This is a genomic window from bacterium, from assembly GCA_024742285.1.
Taxonomy (GTDB): domain Bacteria; phylum Myxococcota_A; class UBA9160; order UBA9160; family UBA4427; genus UBA4427.
Window position 1 is genome coordinate 165600 of sequence record JANSYR010000013.1, and the last position, 17298, is coordinate 182897.

Below are 17298 nucleotides of genomic sequence, written 5' to 3' on the forward strand. Positions count from 1 at the left end.
CGCGGGTCACCCGTCCGTCGGAGCGCAGGGGACCGACCCGTCGCGATGCCGCGGCGACGGGGATCGGCTAGTCTGGGCGTCCCCCGCGCAGGAAGCGTGGTCTCCGGACCGACGCGAAGGAGATTCCTGCACCAGCGATGGCATCTGGAAGCCGTCTCGAGAACGTCGAAGCGACGAGGGGGACGCGGTGAGCGTGATGGCGCCGACGGTCCGCGACACGGGTGCGCCCGCGCACGACGGCGTGATCAGGATCATCGTTCTCACACCCGGTGAGGATCCCCTCGGCGGCCCCGCCCCCATGTCCGTCGAGACGACGGCGGCACTCGCGCGCCTGGGCGATCCGGTGGAGCTGCTGCGCGCCCTCGATGCGGACGAGCTCGCCGAGCAGGTTCGCGATCCGTCGATCGATGGCGTGCTCTTCGACCGGCTACCGGCGACCGCCGTCGCGGAAGGCCTCGATCGGATTCCTTCCGAGGGACCGCCGGGCATCGTGGTGATCGAAGGGGACGGCGAGGCCGAGGCGCTCGAGGCCTTCCGGTCCGGCGCCTCCGACTGCGTCCACTTCGGACCGGACTACGAGAACGTGCTTCCGGTCGTGCTTCTCGAGCAGGTCCAGCGTTGGCGCGGGGATCGGCAGCGGCGCTTGTCCGAGGAGCGCATCCGTTTCCTCGAGGACCTGAACACCGGGATCGTCTCGGCGATGCCGGCCGGTCTCGTCGTCGTCGACGGCGGCGGGCTGATCGTCTCCGAGAATCCCGAGTTCGCGCGGCGTTTTCCGTCCCGCTCGCATGGGGGCGCGGCCGAGTTCCTGGCCGCTCGCCTCCCCGCCGAGCTCGTCGAGGCGTTCGATGCGCTCGTTCGCGGCGAGTCGGCGGACGCGCCGCCGCTCCGCCTCGTCCGCGTCTCCGACGAGGACGGCACGGCCAGGGCCTACGAGATCCGGCACCGGATCCTCGACGACGCCGATCGCACGCTGCTCGTCCTTTCGGACGTGACGGAGAGCGAGTGGCTCTCGGAGCGACTCGAAGTGCTGCGCCGGGACACCCGCGACATCATCGAGAACATCAACAGCGCGCTCATCGTCGTCGATCTGGGCGGGCGGATCAGCTTCGCGAATCCGGCGGCCGAGCGGATCCTCGGTGGGCAGGACGGGGACCTCGGAGGGCGCCAGATCGAGGACTGGTTCGGACCGCCGGGCGACGGACCGCATCCGATCGAGGCCTGCCTCCACGACGGGACCCGAAGCCGGGGCGCGGAGACGCTGCTGCGTCGCGCGGACGGGACGTGGATTCCGGTCGGGATCTCCTGCTCGCCGCGACTCGACGGCGCCGGGCTGTCGCGCGGCGTCGTGGCTGTCTTCCAGGACCTGTCCGAGATCAAGGAACTCGAGCTCCATGTCCGGCAGACGGAGAAGATGGCGTCGATCGGTCAGCTCGCCGCCGGCGTCGCTCACGAAGTCAACAACCCGATGGGGTTCATCCACGCGAACCTGCATCAGATGTCGGAGTACCTGACGGACCTCGAGAAGTATTTCGAGGCGACCGATCGGCTCCAGCGCGCGGCGGTCGAAGGGGACCTCGAGGTGGTCCGCGCGGCGGCGGAAGACGTGCAGACGGTCGCTCGGGAGATCGACCTCGAGTTCGTTCGCTCCGACTTCGAGAAGGCGTTGATGGAGTCGGGGGAGGGCGCGGAACGCATCCGCCACATCGTGAAGGATCTTCGGGACTTCTCGCGACCAGACCTGCCCGCCCGCTCCGAGGCCGACGTGAACCAGGCGATCGATTCGACCGCGAACATCGTCTACACGATGATGAAGCACGACGTCGTGCTCGAGAAGGACTACCGCGAGCTGCCGAAGATCGAGGCCTATCCGATGCAGCTCAAGCAGGTGTTCATGAACCTGCTGGTGAACGCGCACCAGGCGATCGAGGCGCGAGCGGATCGCGGCCAGGGCGACCAGAAAGGCATCATCCGGATCGAGACGGAGGAGGTCGGAGCCGAGATCTGCATCCGGATCGCAGACACGGGCGTCGGGATTCCCGAAGACGCTCGCGCCCGGATCTTCGAGCCCTTCTTCACGACCAAGCCCGTCGGGACCGGCACGGGACTCGGACTCTCGACCTCCTTCAATATCATCGAGCGCCACGGCGGTCGGATCACCGTGGAGAGCGAGGAAGGGGCAGGCACCGTCTTCGAGGTCTGGCTGCCGATCGCTCCGCCGGGAACCGAGCGGCGCTCTCCGGCGGACGAGGTGTGAGCGGCGGACGTCCCATCGTGCTCCTCGTCGACGACGAGCCGGGGGTGCTCTCGGCGCTCCGGCGGACGCTCCGGCGCGAAGGCCTCGCGATCGAAACCGCCACGAACGGGACGGAGGCGCTCGACCGCGTGCGCACCGGCGCGCCGGTCGACCTCGTGATCTCCGATCACAAGATGCCCGGCCGGACCGGCGTCGAGCTGTTGACCACGATCCGTGCGGAGTCACCGGGCACGGCGCGCATCCTGCTGAGTGGCTGGACGTCGGAGATCGATCCCGCTGAGCTGCGAGCAGCGGACTGCGCGGCGGTGCTCTCGAAGCCCTGGGACGACGAGGAGCTCAAGACCGGGATCCAGGCGGCGCTCGGGCGCGACTAGCCCGCCTCAGTCTTCCGGCGTGAGCCCGCGCAGGGTCTCCAGGTCGGTCGACTGCGTGTTCTTCGCACCGACGAGCAGGATCCGGAAGCGTCGCGCCTTGCCGCGTCCGTAGTAGATGCGTCCCTTGCCCGCGAAACCGAGCTCGAAGACCTGCACGCGGTCGGGCAGGCCGCCGACCTTGCGACGGACGGCGACGTTCTCGGCTTCGTCGGCGAGGCGCTTGATCGCTTCCTCGGCCCTCAACTTCTGGGCTTCGTCGCCGAGCGCGGCGATCCCGTCGAGGGCGCGGTCGTCGATCTCGATCGTCTTGTAGAGGGTGCGGAAACGGCGCGCGATCCGCTCCGCTTCCCGCGTGCGGCCGCGTCCCGCGCCGCGCGTCACCCGCTTGAGGTTCTGCTCGAGTCGATCGATCTCGCCGTCCTTCGCCTCGAGGTCGGTCGTCGCCTCTTCGAGCAGATCCTCGAGGGCCCGGACCTCCTGGGCGAGGCCGACCGCGCTCTCCGCTTCGGTGCGAAGTGCCTCTTCGCGCTCGGCGAGGGAGGCCAGCCGATCGCGCAGGGACGCGCGCTCCCGCTCGAGTGCCTCGATCTCTTCGCCGTGCTCCCGCTCGAGCGGCTCGACCTGGCCCAGGCGGGCGCGGGTCTCACGAAGCTCGGCCTCGATCTCGGCGGCGCGCCCGGCGGCGGCGTTCCGATCCGAGAGAGCGAGGCCCAGGCGTTCGCGTTCGCGTCCGGTGACCCGGTGGTTCGCGACGTAGACGACGACGATCAGGATCGTCGAGTAGAGGATCAGGACGAGGTTCGAGGCCAGGGCGTTGTGGGGCAGCGTCACGCTCACCCGCGCCGTCGCGGGGAGGAACTCCATCCATTCGCTCGCGGAACCGGTGCCCGGAAGGGTCGGAGTGAGGGCCTCGCGGCCGTAGCCGCCGACGTAGAGCCAGGTCTCCCCGTCCTGAGCGAGGACCAGCGTCGTTACGTCGAGGCCGCCGAGCCAGACCCAGGCGGACGCGTCGACCGCGGCATGGATCCCCTCGGCGAGCTGCGCCTCGAGGGGGCGGGTATGCGAGAGCAGCGCGACGGACCGGTCGACGCGGTTCTGGAAAGCGGTCTCGAGGAACGCCTCGGCGATCCAGACCGTGATCAGGTACGCGAAGAGCAGGGCGAAGAGGCCGACGTAGAACGCATAGAAGGCGCCGAATCGATCGTGCACGCCGTCGACGGCCGGGTCGCGGACCCGATCGGTCGCCGCGAGTCCGCTGCGCGAGGCGGCGTCGTTCGCTTCTTCCCGGGGATCGGTTCGCGGCATCGCGCGCATTGTACCCCCGGGACGCAGGTCCGCCCGGGTCGCGCCGCGAAGCGTCGCCGACCCGCTACCGTCCCGGCCATGCGCGTCGTCGACCTCGACCGAGACATGAGTGACGTCATCCCGACCGGGATGTCGCCCGACAGTGAATTCCTCTTCGATCGCATGACCGAAGCCACGCTCTACGCGACCTGTGCGGATCCGGGGCGGCTCGTGCTCGACGTCGCGAGTGGCGTGGGCCAGGACTCCGTCGCACTCGCGAAGGACGGCGCGACGGTGATCGGCGCGGAGCCGTCCGCTCGCATGACGGAGATGGCGAAGCTCTTCAGCGCCGAGAGAGTCGCTCCGGACGAGGTCGGTCCGGAGTGGGTGAGCGGCTGGGCGGACGCGCTCCCCTTCGCGGCGGACGCCTTCGATGCCTCGTTCTGCAAGGGCGCCCTGGACCACTTCGACGACCCGGAATCGGCGATCGCCGAGATGGCGCGAGTGACGAAGCGCGACGGACGCGTCGTCCTCGCGATCGCGAATTTCGATTCGCTGGCGTGCCGCGTGACGCGCGCGATCGATGCGTTTCGCGAAGACTGGCTCGGCTGGCCGCCGCTCCGCGGACGGCGCGGCTACGACACGCCGAGCGATCACTTCACCCGCTACGAGCTCGCGCTGATGAAGGAGCAGGCCTCGCGACACGTCGACATCGAGACGGCCCTCGGTGTCTCGATCGGCTGGGGACTGCCCGGTTGGGCGACCCTCGTCTGTCACCTGCCGCGCCCGTTGGCCTTCGCGCTCCTGCGCGGTCTGGATGCGCTCGCGCGGCACTTTCCGACCCTGGCGGACGTCGTCGTGATCGTGGGCCGGCCGAGACCCTCGCGGCGGGCGGCCTAGCGGCGTCCGGCGCGGTTGCGATCGACGACTTCCTGGTAGACGTCGGCGGTCGCCGCGGCCACGCGAGGCCAGGACAGGGACTCGAGAACCCGCTCGCGGCCGCGCTTGGCCATCATCGCGCGCGCCTCGGTGTTCTCGAGCAGGGTGCGGACCCCGCGTGCAATCGAATCGGGATCGTCCCGCTCGGCCAGGACTCCACCCTCGGTCAGCTGCATGACTTCCGTCAGCGCGCCCGCGCGCGTCGCGACGACCGGGGTCCCGCAGGCCATCGCCTCCACCGCGGGAAGTCCGAATCCCTCGTACCGCGACGGCACGACCACGACCGCAGCCTCCCGGTAGAGCCGCACGAGCTCGTCGGACTCGACCCGGCCGGTGAGTCGAAGTCGATCGAGTACGCCGACCTCCTGCGCCCACGCGCGGACCTGATTGTCCGGGCTGTCGTCGTCGACCAACGTGAGCGTGACGTGCTCCGGGAGCTTCGCGAGGGACCGGATCAGGGTTCGGATGCCCTTGTTCGGATCCGTCGAGCGGCCGACCGTCAGGAGGTTCGCATCACGCTTCGCGACCGTCGGATCCGGCGAGAAGAGCTCGACGTCGAGTCCGTTGCGCACGTTGCGGAGACGCTCCGGGCGCACGCCGAAGTCCTGGACGATCTGGCGACCGCTCACCTCGGAGGACGTGAAGACGGTATCGAGCCGGCGCGCGACGAAGGCCTGCATGCCGATCGGGTAGAACTTCATGGTCCCGACGGCGTCCTTGAACGTCTCGTCCCGCACGAACGACGCCCGTCGGTCGACGGTCAGCGGGTGGTGCACGGTCGTCACGACCGGCAGCCCCATCGCCTTGAGGCCGAGCAGTCCGTAGCCGAGACACTGGACGTCGTGGACGATGTCGAACTGCCGACCCGCTCGGAGGAGGTCGGCCATCCGGCGGAAGACCCGCACGCTGAAGGCGAAGGGCTCGGGAAGGAAGCCGATTCGACTGGCGGCGAGCTCGTAGAAGTCGAGCGGTCGCAGGATCTGGAGCGGGTCCTTCTCCGGCACGATCTGGTCGAACTGCTCGAGGACCCACTTCGCCCAGAACTGCTGGTTGGGGAAGCGCTCGACGGTGGCCCACGGCATGTCATCGGGATAGGGCGGGCCGACGAGGACGTGGACGTCGTGTCCCATCCGCGCCATCTCGCGGGCGAGGAACCAGAGGTAGATCCCCTGGCCGCCGGAGTTCATGTTGCCGCGGTAGGCGACGAACGCGATCCGGAGCTTGCGGTCGCTCGCTCCCCGGGCCATCGGAGCAGCCCTAGGCCGCGGCCGAGAGCGCGTCGCTCCCGGTCGATTCGTGCCCGGCGGCGACCGTCCCGTCCGCGCGCTTGTCACCGTAGAGGATGATGCTCTTCGGACATACGAAGTTGAGCGCGCGCTCGAGCCTGGCCATCAGCGGCGAGCCCGTCGCCCGGATCAGGAACTCGCGATAGGCACGAACGAGGGCGCTGTCGTCCGCATCGGGGAGGTGCATCACGCTTCGCAGCACCCAGTAGGGGGTGTGGAAGCCGTGGGCGAAGCCACACCCGACGGTGTCGAAGCCGGCGGCGGCCATTCCTTCCGCGAGGTCGCGGGGCCGGAAGATCCGGATGTGGCCGCCCGGGCTCTCGAAATACTCGTCGCCCAGCCGCAGATAGAGGTGCTCGCTGGTCGCGGTCGGAATCGTGATCGCCACCTTCGCGCCGGGCTTCGCCACGCGGTAGAGCTCGCGGATCGCGGCGCGGTAGTCGTGGACGTGCTCCATGACCTCGCTGCAGATGATCCGGTCGAAGGAGGCGTCGGCGAAGGGCAGGTGGAACGCGTCGCCCTGGAGCATCGCGCCCATCCGGCCGTGCTCCTCGCCGCGCTGCCGCAGGTTCTTCGAGGCCTCGCGCATCGCGTCGAGATCGAGGTCGAGGCCGACCACCGTCGCGCCGCGATAGAGCGAGCCGAAGCAGTGGCGGCCTTCGCCGCAGCCCGCGTCGAGCAGCCGGTGCCCCGGCTGGATGTCAAGCCGCTCGAGATCGACGGTCAGCAGCATGGCTCGCCCCTCGTCTGGCTCCGCTTCGCGAAGCGTGGATCACCTCCTCGAAGACGCCGACCATCTCGGCGGCGGCCTGGTCCCACTGGAAGAGCTTCTCGACGCGCGCACGGGCGGCCCGGCCCATGCGTTCGGTCTCGTCGGGGTCGCGAAGGATCTGCCACATCGCGTCGGCCATCGCGGGCGCGTCGCGCTGGGGCACGAGGCGACCGGCATGGCCGTCGGTCCCGACGACCTCCGGAAGCGCGCCGGCGGCGTTCGCGATCACGGACAGGCCACACGCCATCGCCTCGCTGGCCGGGAAGCCGAAGCCCTCGAAGAAGGACGGGACGAGGGCGACCTTCGCCGTCGAGTACTGCTCGACGAGCTCGGGCACGGTCAGCATCCGGTCGATGATCTGGATGCGGTCCTTCAGCCCGTACTGCTTCGTGAGTCGCGGGACGAGGCCGTGGGACGGGATCCGACCGTCGACGATCTTGAGCGTCACGTGCTCGGGCAGCATCGAGAGCGCCTCGAACATCGTGCCGATGCCCTTCTTTCGGTCCTCGGTCCGGCCCACGAAGAGCAGGTCCGCCTCCTTGGGCTTGTCGATCGGGTGGAAGATGTCCGTGTCGGTTCCGTTGTAGACGACCGAGACGTTCTTCTGCGAGATCTTGAAGTACTTCTCGATGGCTTCGCGGGAAGCCTGCGAGACCGTGACGATCTTCGAGAGTCGCGGGGCGACGAATTGCTGCATCGTCAGCGGGAAGTAGAGGGTTCGTTCGACCCGCTTGCGGAGAGAGGGGTCGATCGTGAAGTCGGCTTCGCGGTCGATGTGGAGCGGGTGGTGGATGACCGAGACGACCGGGACGCCCATCGCCTGGATCCCGAGCAGGCCCCAGGACAGGCACTGGTTGTCGAAGACGACGTCGAAGCGATAGCGCTTCTGGATCTCCCGCCAGCGCCGCATCAGGCGGAAGCCGAAGGTCTGCATCTCGGGGAAGACGCCGAAGCGCGACACGCCGAGCTCCCAGAGCGAGAGCGGCTTGAGGAGCGAGAAGGGCCGCTCGGGGTCGAAGGCCTCTTCCGTCGTGTTCCCGAAGACATTGTCGTTCGGGATCTCGTGGAGCGGAATGCCTTCCTCGAGATCCGGGAAGGGCGGGCCGGCGAAGACGTGGACGTCGTGGCCGGCGCGCTTCCACTCGCGCGCGAGGTAGGCCGCGTAGATGCCCTGGCCGCCGCAGAACATGTTGCCGCGGTAGGTGAGGAGAGCGATGCGCATGGCGTGGATGGGGGCGCCGTTCGGCTATGCGGCGTTGCTGGCCGCATCGTCGGCCGACTTGGTCACCGCGCCGGACTCGTCGGTCGGCTCGTCCTCGCCGGAGGCGAGAGCGATGTCGGCCTCGACCTGGATCGTGGCGATCGTGTACCCGACCCACGCCACGAGTCCGAGCGCGAAGAGGGTGAGGATCGCGACCGGGATCGCGAGGGCGAGGTAGCTGCCGTTCAGGATGCCGATCACGAAGAGCAGCGCGGCGATGCCGGCGGCGGCCGTGATCGCCCAACCCTGGTTGCGGGAGGTCTGGTTCATGGGGGCCTCTTCTGGGGATGGTCTGGAGATGAGGATTGTGTCGGACCGCCACGCTTCACGCGCAGAGCGGTCGACGGCCGCGCCACCTGGACCGACCGACCGCTGGGCAGTCCAGCACGGCCCGCGATCGCGGCTTTCGAGCATCGCAGAAAGATTGTGGGGCCGGGGGGCCGCAGCGGCCGGAGTATTCCGGATTCCCCTTCACTGTCAACCAGTTGAACCCATCGCGGCGGGCGGCCCAGCGGGCGCGGGATTCCTGTTCGAGAGGGTGCGTACGCGCCCTTCCGGCCTAATCTCCCGCCCATGCGAGTCGTGGGATTGATGTCGGGGACCTCGGCGGACGGGATCGATGCCGCGGTGGTCGACTGGCCCGACGACGGACGGGCGACGCCCTTCGAGCTGGTTGCCTACCGGGAGACGCCCCATCCCGCCGATCTCCAGCAGGCGATCCACCGATTGGCCGCCCTGGAGCTACCCGCCGGGGAGGTCCTCGCCGAGCAGCTTCGGCTCGATGCGATCCTGGGCGACGCCTTTTCGGAGGCGACGCGGGCGCTGCTCGCGGAGGCGGGGCTCGATCTCGCGTCCGTCGACGCGATCGCATCCCATGGCCAGACGATTGCCCACCACCCCGAGCACGGCGGCACGCTCCAGATCGGCTGCCCCGATCGGATCGCCGATCGGCTCGAGCGCCCGGTGGTCGCCGACTTCCGCCGCCGGGACATGGCGAACGGCGGGGAGGGCGCACCGCTCGCGCCGTTCTTCCATCACGCGGTCTTCAGCGACCCGAGCGAGCCGCGCGGCGTGCTGAATCTCGGGGGGATCGCGAACCTCACCTGGCTTCCCGCCGGCGGCGCGCCCGACGACGTGATCGCCTACGACGTCGGACCCGCCAACGCCCTGGTCGATGGGGTGATCGCCCTCGCGACCGACGGCGCGGAGCGCTTCGACCGAGACGGTGCCCGGGCGTCCGCCGGTCGCGTCCGTCGGGACTGGCTCGACGAGATGCGGGCGGATCCCTATCTCCATCGCTCGCCCCCCAAGTCGACGGGTCGGGAGCACTACGGGGCGGCGGAGGCGGCGGGCTGGTGGGCGCGGGCCCGGCGCGAAGACGTCCCACTCGAGGACGTGCTCGCGACGCTGGTCGCCGGGAGCGTCGAGCCGATCGCCAACGCCTGGCGGGACCACGCCGGGGACGGCGCGGGCGGGCGGCTGCTCGTCGGCGGCGGCGGCGCACGCAACGCCTTCGTGATGGCCGAGCTCGCCCGGTTGCTTCCGGGGGTGGCCGTCGAGTCGATGGACGCGATGGGCGTTCCGTCGGATGCCGCGGAGGCGATGGCGTTCTCATTGATGGGCCGCAACGCGCTGCTCGGGATTCCGAACCAGCTGGCGCGGGTGACCGGTGTCGACCGGGCGCGGGTGCTCGGTGTGATCCACGGACGCGAGTGGCTGCGTTAGGCGAACGCCCTAGAGCTTGACGGCCATCCCGTCGTCCGCCGTCTCGATCTCGAGCTTGCCGCGCTCCCGCGCCATCTCTTCGCCGAGATGCGTCAGGATGAGTCGGCCGCAGTCGAGGTCGTCGCGGTGCTCCCGGATTTCGTCCAGGCTCAGGTGGAAGTCGAGCTCGGCGTGGCAGAGCGTGCACTCGCAGATGAAGAGATCGGAGTCCGCGATGTGGCGCGGGAGCCCGTCGAACCAGCCGGTATCGCCGGAGTAGGTGATGCGCTCGCGGCCGAGCTGGACGCGGTAGCCCTGGGGGTTCGCTTCGGGCTGGTGCTGCGTCGCGAAGGCTTCGACCTCGGCAGGCCCGCAGGCGAGGCGTTCTCCGGCATGGATCTCACGGTAGTGGACGGGGAAGGTCCACTCGCGATCGCCCAGGTGGTGGCCCATGGCGTCGGCGAGGGCGTAGACGCGCTCCTGGATCTCGGGCGGGCCGACGATTTCGAGTGGGTGCTTGCGGTGGTCGGTGTAGAGCGCGGCGTAGAGGAAGGCGGGGATCCCGCCGAAATGGTCGCCGTGGAAATGGGACACGAGGATCACGTCGATCTCGTCGCGCGAGAGAGCGAGCGCGGACAGGCCGGTGTTGGTCGTGCCTCCGCAGTCGAAGAGCATGCCGCCTCGTTCGCCGCGGGCGAAGATCGCCGACTGTCGCCGACCGCCGGCGCCGAACGCGTCACTGGTTCCGATGAAAACGACTTCGCTCACTGGGCGCTCCCGATCGCCGTTCCGACCGTCGCTCCCGGCTCGGATCCTTCGCAGGGATGGAACGTGCCCCCCGCATATACACCGTCCCGCCCTCGGAAGCCCGCGGGAACGCTCTCTTCGTCCCAGACGACGCATCGTTCGAGGTCCGCGTCGGCCGCGACGCGCGCCGATCGGGCGATCACGTTTCCCGACCGCTCGGATTCGTTCGAGAGCGCGCCGGACCAGGCCGACGCCCCGCCGCCCAGCCGCGGCAGATCCGGCGGCGCCAGATTCGCGGCGAGGTACTCCGCGGGGGTCCCGACCGGCTCCCAGACGCAGTCCGCGGCCGGAACGATCAACGCCCCGAGCGTCACCGACCCCGCCTCCACTCGCGGAATCAGCCAGTCTCGGAGATCCTCGAAGGCCGGACCGCCCGCGTCGGGCCAGCCGTCGATCGACTCGGTGCGAAAGAAGCGCACGCTCGTGAAGAGTCCGGCGGCGACTTCGCGCCCGGCGTCCTTCGCGTCGATGCGGGTCTCGCCGATCCGGACAACCCGTCCGTCGGCGTCCACGCCGATCGAGCCGAAGGTCCCGATTCGCGGGTCGTCTCGCAGCACGACGGTCACGTCCCAGGGCGACGCCCGGTGGCGGGCGCGCAGGGACGGGAGGTCGAGGTCGAGCAGCATGTCTCCCGCCAGGACGAGGCAGTCTTCGCTCCCGCGTAGGAAGTCGGCGGCGCGGCGGATCCCGCCGCCGGTGCCGAGGGGCTCGTCCTCGACGGACCAGGCGAGGACGAGGCCGGCCGGGTGATCCTGATCGACGGCGCGGCGGATCGAATCGGGCCGATGATGGAGATTGATCAACACCTCGCGGATCCCGGACGCCGCGAGCAGCTCGAGGAGCAGGCTCACGACCGGGCGTCCGCGAACGGGGAGCGCCGGCTTCGCGCGGTGGTCGGTGAGTGGCGCCATGCGCGTGCCGAGACCCGCCGCGAGAATCATCGCGCGCATTTCCGCCCCGTCCGGCACTCGTTCCCCCTCCTGGTCCCACGGGTCATCGGCCCGTCCTACGCTTCCCGGTTCCCACTATCGGCCGATTCGAGGGCCGCCGTAAGGGCAGCCGTCACCGAAGTGAGTGCCCGCAGCCCCGGAAGGGTGTGTGCTCGCCGCCCCGCTATCCGATCGATCAGGTGCAGGCCGCGGGGAATCTCATGCCAGCGGCGTCGATCGCCCCGGGCGACCCCGGCGTGGACCACGTGCGAGACGTCCTTGCAGAGACGCGCGAGCGCCAGGGCATCGAAGCGGGCGCGAAACGTCGATGCGTCCGGGGCGTCGGGGAGCGCGGGCCGCGTCCGGTCCAGCGCTTCGTCGACGAAGGCCTCTTCGTGGTCGACCTGGAGGTCGTAGAGCAGGCAGGCGAGGTCGTACTCCGGCGGGGCCAGGAAGGCGCCCTGGACGTCGATCATGACGAGCCGCGGCCCCCGGTCCTCGTCGGGGACGAGGTGGAGGTTCTCCGCCTTGTAGTCGCGGTGGGCGAGGCGCCGAGGAGCGGCCTCCGCGAGGTCCGCGATCGCTTCGAAGAGCGCGTGCGTCTCGGCCGTCTCTTCGTCGGTGCTCTCGCGACCCAGGAGCATCGGCACCGTCCAATGGAGCCATTTCCAGGCCTTGGTCGACACGAGGCGGCGGTCGTAGCGGCGCCCGAACGCCGGGATCGTGTCGGCCGACGCGTGGAGGGCCTGCAGTCGGGGAAGCCAGCCGCAGGCTTCGAGGGTACGACGGCGTCGCTCTTCCCCGGAGACCTGGAGCAGGTTCGTCCCGCCCACGTCCTCGAGCAGGTCGACACCCTCGTCGGAGAGTTGGAGGACGCTGTCGGGGACGGGGAGGCCGGCGTCGGCGAGGAAGCCGCGGAGCGGCTCGAGCGCCGGCTCGTCGAGCCAGGCCGGGGCGTTCGGCCAGTCGCTGGTCTTCGGCGGCACCGCTCCGTCGTCCTCGATGCGCGCGACGAGGGTCGGCGGGCCCGCGCCATCGTCGAAGAAGAGTCGGTGGAAGCGGCGGGTGCCGAGTCCCGCCGGCATCGCCTCCGCCCGCACGACCGGGCGTCCGAGGTGGCGCCCCACGAGTCGGGCGAGGCGCTCGTGGTCGCGTGCGACGACCGCGTCGTCGGGGGTCATCGGGTGGGAGCCGCGCGCTGGACCGTCATCGTCTCGTGACTAGCCGAAGAAGAAGTGGCAGGCGGCCACCGCCCCGAAGAACCCGGCGGTGTCGCCGGCCAGGCAGCAGAAGAGGGCGTGGCGCCCGTCGACGACCCCCGCGGCGCCGAGATAGACGGCGAGCACGTAGAAGGTCGTCTCGGTCGAGCCCATGAGCGTGGAGGTCAGCAGGCCGATGAACGAATCCGGCCCGTGGGTCTCGAGGATCTCGCTCATCACGCCGAGGGCCCCGCTCCCCGAGAGCGGGCGCATCAGGGCCATCGGCAGCACCTCGGCGGGGACGCCGAGCAGGCGGGTCGCGGGATCGATCCAGCCGACGACGACGTCGAGGGCGCCGGAGGCGCGGAACATGCCGAGGGCCACGAGGATGACGACGAGGTAGGGCACGATCGTCGTCGCCACCGAGAGGGCGTCGCGTCCGCCCGCGACCATCGCGTCGTAGATCCGAACGCGCTTCGAGAAGCCGTAGGTGAGCGCGGCGATGAGCAGCGCCGGCAGGGCCCAGTCGCGCAGGGTGTCGCGAAGTGCCGCGACGAGGCCTCCGCTCGCGAATGAAGCGACCGCGCTCGAACCGATGGCGAAGACCGTCACGGCCCCGATCGCGTAGACGGCGACCCGGCGTGCCGTCGCGCGGCCCGCGGACTCCGGCTCCGCCGGTAGGGCAGTCGGGGCGCCGTCGGTCTCGATGTCGCCCACGCTCGGCGCGTTCGGATCCCCGGGGAGCTCCGGGTGATGGCGGAAGATCGGGAAGCGGGAGAGGAGGTAGTAGGTCGTGACCGCGGTCGTCGTCGAGCAGATCGTCGCGAAGAGGGTGGGCATCCAGATCGCCCAGGGGTCGCTCGAGTTCGCGGCCGCGCGCACGCCGATCGTGCCGAGGGGCGGGAGGATCGTGACCGCCGAGGCGTTGATCGCCAGGAAGAGGACCATCGCGTTCGAAGCCGAGCCCGAGCCCCGGTTCAGCTTCGACAGCTCGCTCATCGCCTTCAGGCCGAAGGGCGTCGCGGCATTCGCCATGCCGAGCATGTTCGACGCCATGTTCATGATCATCGCGCCCATCGCCGGATGGTCCGGGGGCACCTCGGGGAACAGACGGCGCGTGATCGGGGTCAGCGTGCGTGCGACCACGTCCCGAAGACCGGCGTCGAAGACGACGCGCATGAGTCCCAGGAAGAAGACCATGACGCCGATCAGGCCGATCACGAGCTGCACGGCACTCTTCGCGCTCGAGAAGAGCGAGCCCATCACGAGCGAGAGCTGCTCGGGTCCGTTCCAGGCCGCGACGAGCAGCGCGGTGAGCGCGATCACCAGCCAGATGGCGTTGAGCATCGGTCCCCCCGGTCTCGTCTCTTCGAAGCTCGAAGGCGAGACACCCCGAAGCCCGCGGCGGATCCCCCCTGATCGGCCGCGATTGCTCGCCCGCAGGCTCCCCGATAACCTCGTCGGCGTCAAGCGTGCGCAGCCGTTCCGACCGGGGACGTCAAGTGAGCGCGGGCCCCCCCGACAAGATCCATGGTTGGACGCTGCGCCGGCGACCGGGACCGGCCCGGACCCGGCACGGCGGATCCGGTTTCAGCGAGGATCGCGGTCGGCGTGAAGCGCCGCTCGCGGGGGAGATCGAGGGCTTGCGTCGATTCGCGCTTCTGATCACGGCAATGGTGACGCTGACGTCGCTTCCGGCAGCGGCCGTCGACTCCGCGCCGGCGGCCGAGCCGGTTCCCGTCCGGTCGCCTCTCGCGAAGCGGCTCGACCGGCTGATCCAGCGCGAGCGGCCGCTCGCTCGAGCGAGCGTGGGCATGCTCGTGGTCCGCGCGTCGGACGGGGCGGTGGTCTACGCGCACGGCGCGGACCGCCTGATGATCCCCGCCTCGAACCAGAAGATCCTGACGGCCCTCGCGGCGCTCTCGCGGTTCGGACCGACGCATACGTTCAAGACCCGCATCTGGTCGAACGCGCCGCCGGACGCGGACGGACTGGTCGACACGCTCCTCGTCGAGGGCGGCGGCGACCCGGCGACCAACTCCGAGGACTGGTGGCGGCTCGCCGCGGACCTGCGTCGCCAAGGGCTGCGCGGGGTGCGTGGGGATCTTCGGGTCGACGATACGCTCTTCGACGGTCCCGGGTGGCATCCGAGCTGGGGAAAGGTGTCGTCCCGCGCCTACCACGCCCCGGTCGGTGCGCTGACGGCGAACTACGGCTCCTTCATGGTCGCGATCGGCCCCGCGAAGGCGGCCGGGGCGCCGGCGAGCGTGACCGTCGACCCGCCCGTCGACTATCTACGGGTGCGCAACCGTGCGACGACGGGGAAGCCCGGCGGGCGCGCGCGGCTCTCCGTGGATCGCTCGCAGGGGCGGAAGAACGAGGGGCCCGCCGACGAGATCGTCGTCGTGGACGGGACCGCTCGACTCGGCGACGAGATCGACGTGGTCGCAAAGAGCGTGATCGATCCCGGCCTCTATGCCGGCGCCGTCTTCGCGTACCAGCTGGAAGCGAACGAGGTCTTCGTCGACGGCGACGTCGCTCGAGCGCCGCGGCGCGACGAAGAGTCGTGGTATCTGCTCCACGAGCACAAATACGGCCGGCGGCTCGACGAGATCGTGAAGCTGTTCATGAAGTACAGCAACAACGCGATCGGCGAATCGCTGCTGAAGAACCTCGCCGCGTGGGACGGTGCTTCCCTCGATGGGGAGCCGGCGCGCCAGGGGAACTGGCCGGGAGGCGTCCGGGCTCTGCGGCGCCAGATGGAGATCCTCGGCATCGACCTCGGCGACGCGAACCTGGTCGACGGCTCCGGGCTCTCGACCCAGAACCGGCTCGCGCCGCGGACCCTCGTTCGCGCGCTCCAGGTGGGACGCAGCCATTTCTCGCTCGCCCCCGAGTTCATGGCCTCGATGCCGATCGCCCAGCTCGACGGGACCCTCGAGAAGCGTCTGCCCGGCCGACTCGGCCGGATCCGCGCGAAGACGGGGTTGCTGGCGGACGCCGCGTCGACTTCGCTCTCGGGCTACGCGGAGCGCGACGACGGGGAGACTCTCATCTTCTCGATCGTGGTGAACGGCTTCAGCGGCGGGGCTGGGAAGGCGATGGACTCGGTCGACCGGCTGGCGGGCGCGCTCCTCGAGGCGCCCCGGGTCGCCGTCGTCGACGAAACGGGGCGACGCCGCTAGGACCGGCTCGTACTCGTGGCGGCGTAGCGGTCGGCCGCCCGACGGACCTGCTCGACGTAGAGCTTCGGGACCGACTTGCCGCGGGCGAGTCGTCGGTCGATGCGCCCCGGGCCCCAGTTGTAGGCGGCGAGGGCGGTGTTCACGTTGCCCTCGTACTTGTCGGCCAGCTCGCGCAGATAGGCCGTTCCGAGACGGACGTTGATCACGGGGTCGAAGAGCGTGTCCGGGCCCTTCCAGTCGATGCCGACCCGCTCGGCCATCTCCTTGCCGGTCGGGGGGAGCAGCTGCATAAGGCCGAGCGCGCCGACGTGGGACTCGGCCAGGTGATAGCCCGCGCTCTCCACCTCGATCACGGCCATCACCAGATCGGGATCGAGGTCGTGGGCGCGCGCTTCCGCGACGATCACGCGGGCGAGTCGCCGCCGTTCGCGCTCCGGGAGCGCCGTATGGCGGACCGAGAAACGCTCGAGAATCTGCCGGACGACGACTGCGTCCGCGTCCTCTTCGGGGGCTGGCGCCGAGACCGCGGGCAGCGACGCCTGCGCCGGCACGGCGACGGCGGACGCGGAACCCGGTTGCGGTTCGGGCGGGCTCGAGAGACTCGCGCCGATCAGGGCGCAGGCCGCGAGCAGGGCGACGAAGAAGCGATCCATTTCAGCGGAGCCCCGGCATGTCAGGCGAGCCCCGGCCAGGGCGAGAGCCCCATGCGCTGGATCGCGTCGACGTTGTTGGCGACGGCGTAGCCCGTCGCGCACGTGATCACGGCGAGCAAACCGATCTTCACCACGCGGTCGAAGACCGAGGTCGTGAGGACGAAGGCCACGGCACCGAGGGTGACCAGCGAGTCGATCATGAGTCCGCCGGACAGGCCCGCCCATTGGAAGAGCCAGTCGGCGACGGGATTCGCTTCCGAGACGTTCCAGCCCGAGACCGGTGCCTTCAGGCAGAGCCAGGTCGTCCAGTGGTCTGCGCAGGTCAGCAGGATCGTCGTGAAGGCGAAGAAGCGCAGCATCGTCTTGCTCCGGACTCGGGTGGCGCGGGCGGACCCGCGTGCGTCGACCCGGTATATGAGCAAGGGGCGTGCCCGGCGCCGCGCGCAGGCTGGAGAGTGGAGCGCGTACGGGCGTCTTCGGCTCTCGATGCCGATGTGTGTCCGCTCCGTCTGGAAGGGCAGTGGAAGTGGAGTTCCCTTCCTGGGTCGTTCGTGTTCGTCGCTTCGACCGGCAGCGCGAACGAAGAAGACCCGCAAGCGAACGCGTGCGGGTCTTCTCGAGAAGCAGTTTCGTGCGACGGAGCGCGGG

General features: G+C 70.0%; 16 protein-coding genes. 5 read left to right on the forward strand and 11 right to left on the reverse strand.

Going from position 1 to position 17298, the window contains the following annotated elements; genetic code table 11:
• Positions 1 to 196 precede the first annotated feature (196 nt).
• Together NXI30_21650 and NXI30_21655 are read left to right on the forward strand one after the other, a co-directional pair.
• Positions 197 to 2257, forward strand: a complete 2061-nt coding sequence (locus NXI30_21650; GenBank protein MCR9096834.1) for an ATP-binding protein — start codon at positions 197 to 199, stop codon at positions 2255 to 2257.
• Positions 2254 to 2631 (forward strand): response regulator, encoded by a 378-nt coding sequence (locus NXI30_21655; protein MCR9096835.1) that lies wholly within the window; start codon positions 2254 to 2256, stop codon positions 2629 to 2631. Before NXI30_21650 ends, NXI30_21655 begins: the two co-directional genes overlap by 4 nt.
• A 6-nt stretch (positions 2632 to 2637) precedes the next feature.
• On the opposite strand, the gene NXI30_21660 is transcribed toward NXI30_21655, so the two are convergent.
• The gene (locus NXI30_21660) at positions 2638 to 3936 is read right to left on the reverse strand and encodes a hypothetical protein (protein ID MCR9096836.1); all 1299 of its coding nucleotides are present in this window, start codon (positions 3934 to 3936) and stop codon (positions 2638 to 2640) included.
• 78 nt (positions 3937 to 4014) lie between these two features.
• Between NXI30_21660 and NXI30_21665 the strand changes: the two genes are divergently transcribed.
• On the forward strand, positions 4015 to 4815 hold the full coding sequence (locus tag NXI30_21665; GenBank protein ID MCR9096837.1) for a methyltransferase domain-containing protein: 801 nt from the start codon (positions 4015 to 4017) through the stop codon (positions 4813 to 4815).
• Here NXI30_21665 and NXI30_21670 read toward each other — a convergent pair.
• From NXI30_21670 to NXI30_21685, 4 genes are read right to left on the reverse strand one after another with little or no spacing between them, the layout of a single operon-like run.
• A complete protein-coding gene (locus NXI30_21670; protein ID MCR9096838.1) occupies positions 4812 to 6101 on the reverse strand; it encodes a glycosyltransferase family 4 protein in 1290 nt (429 codons plus the stop codon). The genes NXI30_21665 and NXI30_21670 overlap by 4 nt on opposite strands.
• 10 nt (positions 6102 to 6111) lie before the next feature.
• Positions 6112 to 6873, reverse strand: coding sequence for a class I SAM-dependent methyltransferase (locus tag NXI30_21675; protein MCR9096839.1), 762 nt, complete (start codon positions 6871 to 6873; stop codon positions 6112 to 6114).
• Positions 6842 to 8134, reverse strand: coding sequence for a glycosyltransferase family 4 protein (locus NXI30_21680; GenBank protein ID MCR9096840.1), 1293 nt, complete (start codon positions 8132 to 8134; stop codon positions 6842 to 6844). Before NXI30_21680 ends, NXI30_21675 begins: the two co-directional genes overlap by 32 nt.
• Positions 8135 to 8158: 24 nt before the next feature.
• Positions 8159 to 8443 carry a hypothetical protein gene (locus NXI30_21685; GenBank protein MCR9096841.1) on the reverse strand — a complete coding sequence of 95 codons (285 nt, stop codon included), beginning with the start codon at positions 8441 to 8443 and terminating at the stop codon, positions 8159 to 8161.
• A 303-nt stretch (positions 8444 to 8746) separates the two neighbouring features.
• Here NXI30_21685 and NXI30_21690 point away from each other — a divergent pair, with 303 nt between their 5' ends.
• A complete protein-coding gene (locus tag NXI30_21690; protein ID MCR9096842.1) occupies positions 8747 to 9898 on the forward strand; it encodes an anhydro-N-acetylmuramic acid kinase in 1152 nt (383 codons plus the stop codon).
• 9 nt (positions 9899 to 9907) lie between these two features.
• On the opposite strand, the gene NXI30_21695 is transcribed toward NXI30_21690, so the two are convergent.
• From NXI30_21695 to NXI30_21710, 4 genes are all read right to left on the reverse strand, one after another.
• Entirely contained in the window at positions 9908 to 10645 is a 738-nt protein-coding gene (locus NXI30_21695; protein MCR9096843.1) for an MBL fold metallo-hydrolase, read from the reverse strand.
• A complete protein-coding gene (locus tag NXI30_21700) occupies positions 10642 to 11625 on the reverse strand; it encodes a nucleotidyltransferase family protein (GenBank protein ID MCR9096844.1) in 984 nt (327 codons plus the stop codon). Before NXI30_21700 ends, NXI30_21695 begins: the two co-directional genes overlap by 4 nt.
• Positions 11626 to 11690: 65 nt before the next feature.
• Positions 11691 to 12794, reverse strand: a complete 1104-nt coding sequence (locus tag NXI30_21705; protein MCR9096845.1) for a phosphotransferase — start codon at positions 12792 to 12794, stop codon at positions 11691 to 11693.
• Between the two features lie 39 nt (positions 12795 to 12833).
• Complete coding sequence (locus tag NXI30_21710) at positions 12834 to 14159, reverse strand: spore maturation protein (protein ID MCR9096846.1); 1326 nt, start codon at positions 14157 to 14159, stop codon at positions 12834 to 12836.
• A gap of 296 nt (positions 14160 to 14455) precedes the next feature.
• Between NXI30_21710 and dacB the strand changes: the two genes are divergently transcribed.
• Positions 14456 to 15997 (forward strand): D-alanyl-D-alanine carboxypeptidase/D-alanyl-D-alanine-endopeptidase, encoded by a 1542-nt coding sequence (gene dacB / locus NXI30_21715; GenBank protein ID MCR9096847.1) that lies wholly within the window; start codon positions 14456 to 14458, stop codon positions 15995 to 15997.
• On the opposite strand, the gene NXI30_21720 is transcribed toward dacB, so the two are convergent.
• A complete protein-coding gene (locus tag NXI30_21720; protein MCR9096848.1) occupies positions 15994 to 16650 on the reverse strand; it encodes a lytic transglycosylase domain-containing protein in 657 nt (218 codons plus the stop codon). The two genes, dacB and NXI30_21720, sit on opposite strands and share 4 nt — an antisense overlap.
• A 20-nt stretch (positions 16651 to 16670) precedes the next feature.
• On the reverse strand, positions 16671 to 17009 hold the full coding sequence (locus NXI30_21725) for a hypothetical protein (GenBank protein MCR9096849.1): 339 nt from the start codon (positions 17007 to 17009) through the stop codon (positions 16671 to 16673).
• Between the last annotated feature and the right edge of the window lie 289 nt (positions 17010 to 17298).